General features: G+C 62.7%; 11 protein-coding genes. 5 read left to right on the top strand and 6 right to left on the bottom strand.

Translation table 11 applies throughout. The annotated features are described in order from the left end of the window. The first annotated feature begins 2 nt into the window (after positions 1-2). From argE to C1J04_RS11465, 4 genes are all read left to right on the top strand, one after another. Positions 3-1,163 (top strand): acetylornithine deacetylase, encoded by a 1,161-nt coding sequence (gene argE / locus C1J04_RS11480; RefSeq protein WP_009824886.1) that lies wholly within the window; start codon positions 3-5, stop codon positions 1,161-1,163. 131 nt (positions 1,164-1,294) lie between these two features. Next, positions 1,295-2,641, top strand: a complete 1,347-nt coding sequence (locus C1J04_RS11475; RefSeq protein WP_009824885.1) for an NAD(P)/FAD-dependent oxidoreductase — start codon at positions 1,295-1,297, stop codon at positions 2,639-2,641. A gap of 21 nt (positions 2,642-2,662) precedes the next feature. After that, positions 2,663-3,826 carry a M20 aminoacylase family protein gene (locus tag C1J04_RS11470; protein ID WP_009824884.1) on the top strand — a complete coding sequence of 388 codons (1,164 nt, stop codon included), beginning with the start codon at positions 2,663-2,665 and terminating at the stop codon, positions 3,824-3,826. A gap of 67 nt (positions 3,827-3,893) precedes the next feature. Continuing rightward, positions 3,894-5,057, top strand: a complete 1,164-nt coding sequence (locus C1J04_RS11465) for a M20 aminoacylase family protein (RefSeq protein WP_009824883.1) — start codon at positions 3,894-3,896, stop codon at positions 5,055-5,057. Between the two features lie 34 nt (positions 5,058-5,091). On the opposite strand, the gene C1J04_RS11460 is transcribed toward C1J04_RS11465, so the two are convergent. Genes C1J04_RS11460 through moaA form a run of 3 tightly spaced genes read right to left on the bottom strand, consistent with a single transcriptional unit; the run spans position 5,092 to position 8,451 of the window. Beyond that, complete coding sequence (locus C1J04_RS11460) at positions 5,092-6,153, bottom strand: glycosyltransferase family 4 protein (RefSeq protein WP_005854038.1); 1,062 nt, start codon at positions 6,151-6,153, stop codon at positions 5,092-5,094. Then, positions 6,150-7,436, bottom strand: a complete 1,287-nt coding sequence (locus tag C1J04_RS11455; RefSeq protein ID WP_009824882.1) for a 3-deoxy-D-manno-octulosonic acid transferase — start codon at positions 7,434-7,436, stop codon at positions 6,150-6,152. The genes C1J04_RS11460 and C1J04_RS11455 overlap by 4 nt, the downstream gene beginning before the upstream one ends. Before the next feature lie 7 nt (positions 7,437-7,443). Beyond that, a complete protein-coding gene (gene moaA / locus C1J04_RS11450; protein ID WP_009824881.1) occupies positions 7,444-8,451 on the bottom strand; it encodes a GTP 3',8-cyclase MoaA in 1,008 nt (335 codons plus the stop codon). Positions 8,452-8,536: 85 nt separating this feature from the next. On the opposite strand from moaA, the gene C1J04_RS11445 reads away from it, so the two are divergent. Then, positions 8,537-9,046, top strand: a complete 510-nt coding sequence (locus C1J04_RS11445) for a hypothetical protein (protein WP_009824880.1) — start codon at positions 8,537-8,539, stop codon at positions 9,044-9,046. A gap of 73 nt (positions 9,047-9,119) precedes the next feature. Here C1J04_RS11445 and C1J04_RS11440 read toward each other — a convergent pair whose 3' ends face one another. Genes C1J04_RS11440 through glmU form a run of 3 tightly spaced genes read right to left on the bottom strand, consistent with a single transcriptional unit; the run spans position 9,120 to position 13,041 of the window. Further along, on the bottom strand, positions 9,120-9,869 hold the full coding sequence (locus C1J04_RS11440; RefSeq protein WP_009824879.1) for a DNA alkylation repair protein: 750 nt from the start codon (positions 9,867-9,869) through the stop codon (positions 9,120-9,122). Further along, a complete protein-coding gene (gene glmS / locus C1J04_RS11435) occupies positions 9,866-11,686 on the bottom strand; it encodes a glutamine--fructose-6-phosphate transaminase (isomerizing) (protein ID WP_009824878.1) in 1,821 nt (606 codons plus the stop codon). Before glmS ends, C1J04_RS11440 begins: the two co-directional genes overlap by 4 nt. A gap of 2 nt (positions 11,687-11,688) precedes the next feature. Next, entirely contained in the window at positions 11,689-13,041 is a 1,353-nt protein-coding gene (gene glmU / locus C1J04_RS11430) for a bifunctional UDP-N-acetylglucosamine diphosphorylase/glucosamine-1-phosphate N-acetyltransferase GlmU (protein WP_009824877.1), read from the bottom strand. Positions 13,042-13,053 lie beyond the last annotated feature (12 nt).

The following is a 13,053-nucleotide window of genomic DNA, read 5'->3' as shown; positions in this document are numbered from 1 at the left end:
AAATGACTGCGCGCATGACCCCGTTCGAGCTGATGGAAAAACTCGTCAGCTTTCCCACTGTGTCGCGGGATACGAATATCCCGCTGATCGACTGGGTGGCCAATTACCTTGAAAGCCACGGCATCGCGTCCCATCGCTATATCCACCCCGATCAACCCAAACATGCGCTTTTCGCCCATGTGGGCCCGTGGGAAGAGGGCGCGGTGGTCCTGTCGGGGCATACCGATGTGGTGCCGGTGGACGGCCAGCCCTGGGACAGCGACCCTTTCACCGTGGTCGAACGGGACGGGCGCTATTACGGGCGCGGCTGCTGCGACATGAAGGGCTTCGATGCGCTGGCCATCTGGACATTGGTAGAAGCGCATTACGCCGACGTGCAACGCCCACTCCAGATCGCGCTCAGCTTTGACGAGGAAATCGGCTGCACCGGTGCCCCTCCGATGATCGAGGCGATGCAACCGGTGCTGCCCAAGGGGGCGCTGGTGATCGTGGGGGAACCCTCGACCATGCAGGCCGTTACAGGTCACAAGGGCGGCACGGGCTTCAACACGCATGTGGTCGGCTTCGAGGTCCATTCCTCGCTCCTGCACACAGGCGTCAACGCGATCATGGCGGGGGCCAAGCTGATCGAATGGGCCAATGAGGTGAACACCGAGAACATGGCCCGCAAACCCAGCGAGCTTGCCGCGATGTTCAACCCGCCCTTTACCACCGCCCATGTGGGCGTGATCTCGGGCGGGACAGCGCATAATATCACCGCCAAGGATTGCCACTTCGCCATGGATTTCCGCGTCGTGCCGGGCGAAGACAAAGACGCCTGGGGCACCGCCTATCTGGAAAAGGTGCGCGAGGTCGAAAAGCAGATGCAAGAGGTCGTCCCCGAAACCTATATCGAGGTCACCCCCCGTTTCGACGTCCCCGCACTACAACCCGAAAAAGACGGGCTTGCCGAAACCTTCGTGCGCCAGATCACCGGCGACAATGCCAGCCACAAGGTCTCCTACGGAACCGAGGCCGGACAGTTCCAGGAAGCCGGGTATAGCGCGGTGATCTGCGGCCCCGGCGATATCGCACAGGCGCACCAGCCCAACGAATATATCGAGGTCGCGCAATTCGAGGCCGGCCATAGATTCATGCGCGACCTGCTTGAACGTTTGAAATGACACAGCGCAGCGGCCCCCTTCTTCCAAATGGCATCACATCCCGGGGGAGGGGCCGCAGCGCGGCACCGGGGGCTGGCCCCCGATCCAGGCCTGCTTTGCCCGCGACGCCCACGCAATATAAAGCCTGACCCATGCAGCCTTTCCCGATCCATAAGACCACCCCCGTCACCTATCCCGGCCCCCAGCCAGCCACGTCGGATATCGTCGTTATCGGCGGCGGGATCATCGGGGTCTGCACGGCGCTGTTCCTCGCCCGGGAGGGTCACTCGGTCACCTTGCTGGAAAAGGGCCGCATCGCCGCTGAACAATCCAGCCGCAACTGGGGGTGGATCCGGCAACAGGGGCGCGACCCTGACGAGATGCCGATCATGGCCGAGGCGCAGGCGCTCTGGCGCGAACTTGCGGGGCAAACGAACGTGGATATCGGGCTGCGGCAGGGCGGCATTGCCTATCTGGCGCAAAGGCCGACACAACTTGCGGGCTACGAAGACTGGCTGCCCCATGCGCGGGCCAATGGCGCGGACAGCCGGATGATGACGGCGGCCGAGGTCTCCGCCATGTTCCCCGGCCTTGCGACACCTCAGATCGGCGCGCTGATCACGCCGTCGGACATGCGGGCGGAGCCTTGGGTCGCGGTGCCCGCTCTCGCCGGTATCGCCGCGCGAGAGGGCGTTCAGATCATCGAGAATTGCGCCGTGCGCTGCCTTGACATCGCGGCGGGGCGGGTTGCCGGGGTGATCACGGAGCAGGGGCGTATCGCGTCTTCGCAGGTGGTGCTGGCAGGCGGGGCGTGGTCGGCGCTGTTCCTGCGCAATCACGGTATCTCTATGCCGCAACTGTCGGTGCGCGAAAATGTGGCGGCGACCGAAAGCTTGCCTGAAATTTACGCTGGGGCGGTGTCGGACGGGCGGGTCGCGTTCCGGCGGCGCGAAGATGGCGGCTATACGCTGGCCCCTCCCGGCGCGCCCGAGCTGTTCGTGGGCCCTGACGCCTTTCGCGCCTTGCCCCATTACCTGACCCAGTTGCGCGCCGATCCCTTTGGTCAACGGCTTCACCCTTTTGCGCCCAAAGGCTTTCCCGATGCCTGGACGACCAAGCGGCGCTGGCAGGCCGATACCCCATCCCCCTTCGAGGCGATGCGCATCCTTAACCCCACGCCCAATATGGCCAAGATCCGCCGCTTGCTGCGTGATTTTTCAGCAATGTTCCCCGATCTGGGGCCGATAAAGCTGAAATCTGCCTGGGCGGGGATGATCGACACCATGCCTGACATTGTACCTGTCGTGGATACTGTGGCAGCACTGCCGGGGCTGACCATTGGCACGGGCATGTCGGGGCACGGCTTTGGTATCGGGCCGGGCATGGGCCGCGTTCTGGCGCGTCTGGCCACGGGGCAAAGCGCTGGTCATGATCTGACCCGCTTTCGCCTTGCACGTTTCACCGATGGCAGCCCGATGATCCTGGGCCCGAACGTCTAGACAGATAAAGGAACGCACGCGATGCCGATCAAGAACCGCTTTGCCGAAACCCATGCCGACATCACCGCGTGGCGGCGTCACCTGCATACGATCCCCGAACTGCAATTCGATCTGCCGCAGACCGCGGCTTTCGTCGAAGAGAAGCTACGCAGCTTTGGCATCACCGATATCACCACCGGCGTGGCGCAAAGCGGCATCGTCGCGGTGATCGAGGGCAAGACCAATGCCTCGGGGCGCAGCATCGGCTTGCGTGCGGATATGGACGCTTTACCCATCACCGAGGCGACGGGGCTTGAGTATGCGTCCAAAACGCCGGGCAAGATGCATGCCTGCGGCCATGACGGGCACACCGCGATCCTGCTGGGGGCCGCGCAATATCTGGCAGAGACGCGTAATTTTGACGGGCGGGCGGTGCTTATCTTCCAACCCGCTGAAGAGGGTGGCGGCGGTGGCAACGTCATGGTCGAGGAAGGCCTGATGGAGCGTTGGTCCATCGACGAGGTCTACGGGCTGCACAATATGCCCGGCCATCCCGTCGGCGCATTCGCGATCCGCAGTGGCCCTTTACTGGCGGCGGCGGATGAGTTCGACATCATCATCACCGGGCAGGGCGGCCACGCCGCAGCCCCGCACGAGGCGATCGATACCAACCTTGCCGCGGCGCATGTCGTTGTCGCGTTGCAATCCATCGCCGCACGCAACGTGGATCCGATCAAAAATGCTGTCGTGTCGGTCTGTACCCTGCGGTCCGATACCGACAGCCACAACGTCCTGCCGCAAACCGTGCGGCTGCGCGGCACGGTCCGCACGCTGGATGCGGGCATCCGCGATCTGGTGCAGGACCGGCTGGAGGCTGTCGTGACCCACACCTGCGCCGCCCACCAATGCACTGCCGACATCACCTACGCGCGCGGCTATCCCATCACCGTGAACGCTGACGCGAACACCGCCTATGCCGCCGATGTGGCCGAGAATATCGCCCCCGGTGTGGACCGCGACACGCCTCCGATCATGGCCGGAGAGGATTTCTCGTATATGCTGAACCAGCGCCCTGGTGCCTATATCATGCTGGGTAATGGCGACGGGCCCACCGTCCACCACCCCATGTATAATTTCAACGATGACGCGATCCCCGCAGGTTGTAGCTGGTTCGCGGAAATGATTGAAACAAGATTGCCAGCCTAGCCGCCGGCTTTGCCCGAAAGGGGCGCTGCGCGTTCCCTTTTTTCACAGACTTCAAGGACTTCGAAAAATGCCCGTTAAGAACCGATTTGCCGAATTGCACAATGACATCACCGCATGGCGACGTGATTTGCATGAACACCCCGAGATCCTGTTCGAGACGCATCGTACCTCTGCCACCGTGGCCGAGAAACTGCGCGCTTTCGGCTGTGACGAAGTTGTCGAAGGCATCGGGCGTACCGGTGTTGTCGGCGTGATCAAGGGCAATGCCACCACCTCGGGCAAGGTCATCGGGCTGCGTGCCGATATGGACGCGCTGCCTATCCACGAACAGACGGGGCTGGATTATGCCTCCAAGACGCCCAATGCGATGCATGCCTGCGGCCACGACGGCCACACGGCGATGCTATTGGGCACGGCGCAGTATCTGGCCGAGACACGGAATTTCGACGGGACTGTTGTGGTGATCTTTCAGCCTGCCGAAGAAGGCGGCGGCGGCGGGCGCGAGATGTGCAAGGACGGCATGATGGAACGCTGGGGCATTCAGGAAGTCTATGGCATGCACAACTGGCCCGGCATTCCCGCCGGACAATTCGGCATCCGCCCCGGCCCGTTCTTTGCGGCCACCGACCTGCTGGAAATCGAAGTCGAGGGTCTGGGCGGCCACGCGGCCAAACCGCACGAGACCATCGATACGGGTGTTGTCACCGCACATATCATCACCGCGCTGCAAACCATCGTCAGCCGGAACGCGGACCCCGTGGGCAATATCGTTGTCTCGATCACCTCGATCGAATCCTCGTCCAAGGCGTTCAACGTGATCCCGCAGCGGGTGAATCTGCTGGGTACCGTGCGCACCCTGTCCAATGACCTGCGCGATCTGGCTGAAAAGCGCGTGACAGAGATTTGCGAAGGCATCGCGGCAAGTTTTGGCGCGACGGCAAAGGTCAAATACGTGCGCAACTATCCGGTGATGGTGAACCACGACGAACAGACTGAATTCGCGGCGGATGTCGCGCGCGGCATCTCGGGGCAATGCGACGAAGCACCTTTGGTCATGGGGGGCGAGGATTTCGCCTTTATGCTCGAAGAGCGCCCCGGTGCCTATATTCTGGTCGGCAACGGCGACACCGCGATGGTGCACCACCCGATGTATAACTTTAACGACGATATCATTCCCGCGGGCTGCAGCTGGTGGGCGGGTATCGCCGAACAACGCATGCCCATCGGCTGATCACACAGGCATGGGGCGGGGGGAAACCCGCGCCCTATGCCGCCAGCAGCTTGCGATAGATTTTGACCAGCGCCGCCGCTTCGCGCGCGATAGAGAAATCCGACATCACATAGCTGCGCCCGGCCTCTGCCCATGCGGCCAGTCGGGTCCGGTCGGACAGGGCATCGCGCGTCGCAGCCTCGAGCGCGGGAATATCATCGGGGTCCACCAGTAGGCCCGTCGTACCTTGCACCACCAGCTTTTCAAAGGCACCCACACGGGTCGCGACCACGGGCACACCGCAGGCCATCGCCTCGATCGGGGTGAGCCCGAAGCCCTCCCACCGTTGGGGGGCGACGTAAAGGTCCAGCACGCGGTAGAAATCCGCCATATCGCCCACAGGCACCTCTGGCAGGAACAGCATCCGGTCCGACAGCCCTTCGGCGCGGGCGCGGTCTTTCAGGCCCTTCTCGAAGCTCTCGTATTTCTCGGTCGCGCGTCCCATCACAAGGGCGACGACATCGGGGTTGTCCCGCAGGATTGGCAGCATCGCCTCGACAAAGGCATCGGTGCCCTTTTGGGCGCGGATACGGCCATAGCAGCCCACCAGCGTCGCGTTCACTGGCAGCTTAAGCTCGGCGCGCAGGGCGGCGCGGTCGGGCGAGGGGGCAAAGCCTTCGGTGTCGATCCCGTGCATGATCACATGGCCGGGGTTTTCCAGATAGGCGTTGGTCCGGTCCGAGGTCGCCACCACGGCATCCATCCGCCGGATCAGCCAGCGCGTCAGCCCGGTCTGTTCACGCTGGCTGGCAGAGGTGAACATCAGCTTGAGCCGCTTGCCCAGCAGATAGCGCAGCGCCAGCCCGCCCAGCATCTCGACGTTGCGCCGCGCGTGCCAGACCCGCCAGCCCGACGGTGACGGCCCGCGGCGCGACATGGTCACAAGCGAGGCCAACGGCACCTGCGGCACATCATCAGGCACAACGGGGCCCGTTGCCGCGATAGAGATATCGCGCGATTGGACCGGCACCAGCCGCATCACAGTGGCCGTGACGCCGCTGAGCCTGCGTTTGAAATTCGGCGCGATCACATCGGTGCGGGCAAGGGGGTGCGTCATGGGGTATCCAACTTCAATGTGGTGATCAGACGGCTGGCAATGGCATCAAGCTGGTCATCTTGTGCCGCGATGAAGCGGGCAGCGGCAGCGGTCATCGTCGCCAGCTCATCCGGTTTGGTCAAGAGCGCGGCAACGCGGGTGGCCAGATCATCGTCATCCGCCACGATCCGCGCAGCGCCTTCGGCCTCAAGCTGGGCATAGGTTTCCGCAAAGGCCGCAACGTGATTGCCCGACAGCACGGCGGCACCCGATTGCGCCACCTCGAACGGGTTATGCCCGCCAATGGGCAGCAGCGATCCGCCCAGAAACACGACATCGGACAGGCTGTACCAGAGGCCCAATTCTCCCAGCGTGTCGGCCAGATAGACCTGCCCCCCGGGGGCATCCCCACGGCTGCGACGCTGCACGGTCAGCCCGGCATCCTGTACCAGCGCCTCTACCGCGTCGCCGCGTTCAGGGTGGCGGGGGGCGAGGATGAGACACAGATCGGGGATCTCGCGCAGCAGTTGCTTATGCGCATCGAGCACGCTGCGTTCCTCGCCTTCGTGGGTGGAGGAGGCGACCCAGACCGCCCGCCCGCCAAGCGCTGTGCGCGCAGACCCCAGCGCCTGAGCATCGACGGGCAGCGGGCCGGCCATGGATTTCAGGTTCACGCCCGGCGACACTCGATCGGTGGGGGCATGCATGCGGATCATATTGCGCGCCATCGCGTCATTCTGCGTCACGATCAGCGTGAAGACATCGAACAGGTAGCGGGCAGTGCGGGGCCATTTCTCCCAGAACTCGACCGTTTTGTCGGACATGCGCGCATTGACCAGCGCCATCGGCGCGCCGGTCGCGTGGGTCCGTCGCAGCATCTGCGGCCAGATCTCGCTTTCGACAAATATCGCGGCGTCGGGCTGCCAATGGGCCAGGAACCGCTTTAACGGGCCGGGGGCGTCCAGCGGGGCAAACTGGTGCAGGCTGCGCGGCGGCAGACGTTGGTCCACCAGCCTGGCTGAGGTCGCGGTGCCCGAGGTGATCAGGAAATGCGCGTCGGGCAGCATATGCCCCATGCGGGTGATCAGCGCCAGCACCGACAGGCTTTCGCCCACGGAGGCCGCGTGCACCCAAACCAGCGCGCCGCCGCTTGGGCGCGGCTGTGTGGCGATGCCGCGTTTTTCGCCCGCGCGGGCGGCGGGCACGTCCTGCGCGTTCAGCTTGCGCGCCTCTGCGCTGGCGGCAAAGGGGATCAGGCAGCGGCTGGCAAGAACCCAGGCGCGGTACAGGAAAGGCGCGGACACGGTCGCGTCAGCCGCCTGTGTGGCTCATGTGGCGGGGCATCTGCCCATCCAGCTTTTGCCGTGAATAATCAAAGTCGTGGCCCTTGGGCTTAAGGTTGATCGCCGCGCGAATTGCGTCTTTCAAGGGTGTGTCGTCATCGGGGTGATTGCGCAAGGGCGCGCGCAGGTCGGCCACATCTTCCTGCCCCAGACACATGTAGATTTCACCGGTGCAGGTGATCCGCACGCGGTTGCAACTTTCGCAGAAATTATGGGACAGCGGCGTGATAAAGCCGATCTTCTGGCCGGTCTCTTCCAGCCGGACATACCGGGCAGGGCCGCCCGTATTCTCGGCTAGATCGGTGACGGTGTAATGTTCCTCGTAAGTGCGGCGCACATCCTTGAGCGACCAATACTGGCCCAAGCGGTCCTCGTTGCCCAAGTCGCCCATGGGCATCACCTCGATCCAGGTCAGATCAATCCCGCGATCCGCACACCATGCGGTCATCGACGGCAGTTCTGCCTCGTTGAAGCCTTTCAGCGCGACGGCGTTGATCTTGACCCGCAGCCCGGCATTCTGCGCCGCGTCGATCCCGCGCAGCACCTGCGGCAGACGCCCCCAACGGGTGATGTCGGCGAATTTCTGATCGTCCAGCGTATCAAGCGAGACATTCACACGGCGCACGCCCGCAGCGTAAAGATCGGCGGCATATCGTTCCAGCTGGCTGCCATTGGTGGTCAGCGTCAGCTCTTTCAGCGTGCCGGCGTCCAGATGGCGGGTCATGCTGTCGAAGAAGGTCATGATACCCTTGCGGACCAAAGGCTCACCGCCGGTGATGCGCAGCTTTTGCACACCCAGATCGACAAAGTTGGTGCACAGCCGATCCAGCTCTTCCAAGGTCAGAAGTTCCTTCTTGGGGAGGAAATTCATATTCTCGGACATGCAATAAACACAGCGAAAGTCACAGCGGTCTGTGACAGAGACGCGCAGATAGGTGATAGCGCGGGCGAACGGGTCAATCAAAGGTGCATTCATATCCCATAGGTAAACATCGGCCCATCCCGGGGCAAGTAGCATTTAGGAGATTGAAGCGGCAGGGGCGGAGCGTTAGATTTAACCCATGAAACATTATATTATTCTAGGTGTCGCTATCGTTGCTCTGGCCGGATGTGCGGGCGTAACGGATCGTTTGGGTTTGGGCAAACGCGGGGCGGACGCAGCCCCACCCACGGCCGAGGCCGAGGCGCGTGCTGAGGCGTCCCTGTCGTCCGCCACCGCGGCTGCCCGTCCGCCTGCTGGGGCGCGCACAGCCGACGCGCTTGACACCACCACGGCCGAACAACGCGCCGAGGCGTCAAAACCTGCTGAGGCAGGGGCTAAATCGCTGGGCACCACCGTCGCCTCGCTCGGCAGCGCGACAGAGCCGGGGCTGTGGATGAAAACACCGCTGGTGAAATCGGAAATGCAGGGCCGCGTGACGAACCCCGCGACGGGCAAATCCTCTACGGTTGAACTGATCCCGCTGGATGGGCCTGCTTCGGGCGGGAGCCGCATGTCGTTGTCGGCGCTGCGTCTGATTGGCGCGTCGCTGACGGATCTGACCAAGGTTGAAGTGTCCACCAACGGCTAAGCCACGCGGTGACGGTGTAAGATACAAAACGGGCGTCCGAGGGGGAACCTTGGGCGCCCGTTTTCTGTAGGGATCAGCTGTCTGATGCGGGGGCTTCGTCTTCCGCCGTCACGTCCGCTGCCACCGGGGCTTCCAGCGGGAAGTCCGGCATATGGCGCGCGGCTTCCTTGATCGCATAGGGTTTGAGGGTGGCGCGGTTGTCCTCGATAAAGGCGGCGGCGCGCACGGGGTCATGACGGCTGAGGTCGCGCACCCACCACGCGATGGCCTTTTGCAGGATACCGTTCTTGACCGGCAGATAGCCCGCCGCCCAACCAAGGATACGCTCGCGCGCATCCAGCTCTTCGGGCTTGGGGTTGTTTTGCTTGGTCCAGGGCAGGGTCGCGACAAGCGCCGCCCGCTTCGACCAGAGTTCGCCCGATTGGGTCCAGGTCTCTACCACATCCAGACGTTGAGGGTCTGCCAACAACCGTTTTTGCGCCGCCATGCAGGCATGATCCGCGATGGCCCAGCTGTCGAAATCCGGTACCCAGCTTTGGATCAACTGCCACGCGGGTTCGTCATCCGGACGCAGGCGGGCCTGGGTCAACAGCTTGGCCGCAGCTACCCGCGCCTCGAAGATATCCGTTTGCCACAGGGCATCGGCCAGCGCGATCCGGTCGGTCAGAGACAGCTCGGCCCGCCACGCTTTGGTCAGATCGTTGATCTGCGGATTGGCGATGCCCAGATAGGGACGATCCACCTTGTGATAGGCCTGCATCTTCTCGACAGCGGCGGGATCAGCCAGTTCGTTCAGCTGTGCCATATAGGGGGCAAGGTTCATTCCACAGTCACCGATTTTGCCAGGTTGCGCGGTTGGTCGACATCGGTGCCTTTGGCAATCGCGGTGTGATAGGCCAGCAACTGCGCCGGGATCGCATAGAGGATGGGGGCGAGCGCATCGGCAACGGGTGGCATCTCGATCTGCCCCCACGTGCCTTCGGCGGCTTCATCCAGCCCCGCACGATCCGAGATCAGGATAACCTTGCCCTTGCGCGCCATGACCTCTTGCATGTTGCTGACAGTCTTGTCGAAAAGCGTGTCGTTGGGGGCCATGACCACCACAGGCACGTTTTCGTCGATCAGCGCGATCGGGCCGTGTTTGAGCTCTCCCGACGCATAAGCTTCGGCGTGTATATAGCTGATTTCTTTAAGTTTTAGTGCGCCTTCGAGCGCGAGAGGGAACATCGCGCCACGCCCCAGGAACAACACGTCACGGGCCGAAGAAAGCTTGTAGGCTTCGTCGCGCAGGGCGGCGTTCTGTTCGAGCGCGGTGTTGATCAGCGACGGCATGGACCGCAGACCAGAGACATAATCGGCCAGTTCTTCCTTGGTGATCGCGCCGCGGTCGACGGCGGCTTTCAGCACCATCAGGAACAAGACGGTCAACTGGCAGGTGAAGGCTTTGGTAGAGGCGACGCCCACCTCGACACCGGCGTGGATTGGCAACGCCAGATTGCTTTCCCGCGCGATGGAGGATTCAGTCACATTGACGACCGAGGTGATGAGATCGGCCTTGCCCGCGCAATAGCGCAGCGCGGCCAGCGTGTCGGCGGTTTCGCCCGACTGGCTGACAAACAGCGCCATTGTCCGGTCCGAGATGGGCGGTTCACGATAGCGGAACTCCGACGCGACATCGACCTCGACCGGCATGCGGGCGATCTGTTCGAACCAGTATTTCGCGGTCAGGCAGGCGTAGAAGGCCGTGCCGCAGGCGACCATGGTGATACGGTCGATCTTGGTGAAATCGAGCCCCGGATCGGGTAGCATGATCTCTCCGTCCGCGCTGAGATAGCGCGACAGGGCCTCGCCAATGACGGCGGGCTGCTCTGCGATCTCTTTCGCCATAAAATGCTTGTGGCCGGCCTTGTCGATGCGGGTGGTATCCAGGCTGATCTTCTTGATCACACGATCGACAGGGGCATCATTGGCATCGTAAATCTTGACCGACGTGCGGGTCAGCACGGCGCGGTCGCCTTCCTCGAGATAGGTCACACGGTCCGTCATGGGCGACAGCGCAATCGCGTCGCTGCCCAGATACATCTCGTTGTCGCCATAGCCGACGGCCAGCGGAGCCCCCTTGCGCGCGCCGATCATCAGATCGTTTTCACCGTCAAACAGGAACGCCAGCGCGAAAGCCCCATGCAGCCGCGCAATGGTCTTGGTCGCGGCGTCTACAGGGCCCAGCCCTTCGGCCATGTATTTCTGGGTGAGCAACACGACCGTTTCCGTGTCCGTTTCGGTCACGAATTCAACGCCGTCCTTGGACAGTTCGGCGCGCAGCTCGCGGAAGTTTTCGATGATGCCATTATGCACGACAGCCACGGGCCCCGCCTGATGCGGGTGCGCATTGGTGACCGATGGCGCGCCATGGGTCGCCCAACGGGTATGCCCGATGCCCGACTTCCCGGCGAGCGGTTCGTGCACCAGCAGATCCGACAGGTTCACTAGTTTGCCGACCGCGCGGCGGCGGTCCAGCTTGCCCGCGTCAATCGTCGCGATACCGGCGCTGTCATAGCCGCGATATTCCAGACGTTTCAGGGCTTCGACAAGGGTAGGCGCAACTTCGTGTTGACCAAGGATACCGACAATACCACACATGATTAGCTGCCTCTCTGCTGTTTGGCCTTCTTGGCCTTTAACATTTCCAACAATTTCCGCGCCATGCCCGGTTTCTCGACCTGATGCGCACGCGCCAGCGCCAATGCGTCAGCCTCCACATCCGAGGTGATGACCGACCCCGATCCCGTCATCGCTCCGTCGCCGATATGCACGGGGGCCACCAGCATGGTGTTCGACCCGATAAAGGCGTTGGCCCCGATATGGGTGTGGTGCTTCATCACGCCGTCATAGTTGCAGGTGATCGTGCCTGCGCCGATATTGGCTTTGGCGCCGATGGTCGCGTCGCCGATATAGCTCAGGTGGTTCACCTTGGCCCCTTCGGCGATCTGCGCGTTCTTGACCTCGACAAAGTTGCCGATGCGCACATCCTCGGACAGCTCTGCACCGGGGCGCAGGCGGGCGTAGGGGCCGATGACCCCGCCGCGTGCGACGTGGCAGCCTTCAAGGTGGCTGAACGCGCGGATGGTGGCACCGGATTCAATCGTCACGCCGGGGCCGAAGACCACATTGGGTTCGATCACCGTGTCGCGGCCGATATAGGTGTCGCGGGCGAAATAGACCGTATCGGGGGCCATCAGCGTGATACCGTCCTCGAGCATGGCTGCACGGGCGCGCGACTGGAACGCGGCGTCGGCAGCGGCCAGATCCGCGCGGGAGTTCACGCCCATCGTCTCGGCCTCGTCACAGGTGACGGCAGTGGCTTTCAACCCGCGTTCCCGTGCAATGCCGATGATATCCGTAAGGTAGTATTCTTCCGATGCGTTGTCGTTGCCGACGGCATCAATCAGATCAAACAGCAGATCGGATTTGCACGCGACAACACCGCTATTACAAAGGGTTATAGCGCGCTCTTCATCCGTGGCATCCTTGTATTCAACGATGCGGTCAAGGCTGTCGCCCTGCATTACCAAACGGCCATAGCGGGCAGGATCAGCGGCGTCGAAGCCCAGCACGACGACATCATTCGTCTCAAGTGCCGCGCACATGTTTTCAAGCGTTTCGGTCTGCACGAAAGGCGTATCGCCATAAAGCACGATGGCCGTGCCGCCGAAGCCTGCCAGCGCCTCGCGCGCCTGTCCAACGGCGTGGGCGGTGCCTAATTGTTCCTCTTGCACAACGACCTGTGCTTCGTCGTCAAATGCCTGCGCTGCGGCGCGGACCTGATCTGCCCCGTGGCCTGCTACAACGACCGTGCGGGCAGGCGACAGTGCGGCACCTGATGCCATGGCGTGCTCTAACAATGGTGCGTGGGCGACCGCATGCAGAACCTTGGGCAGATCCGATTGCATACGGGTACCTTTGCCTGCGGCCAAAAGGATCAGTGCAACTTCCATGTATAATCTCTT

It is taken from the genome of Sulfitobacter sp. SK025 (assembly GCF_003352105.1).
Taxonomy (GTDB): Bacteria; Pseudomonadota; Alphaproteobacteria; order Rhodobacterales; family Rhodobacteraceae; genus Sulfitobacter; species Sulfitobacter pontiacus.
The sequence above is the reverse complement of the archived record's forward strand: the minus strand, read 5'-3'. Positions and strand labels throughout refer to the sequence as shown.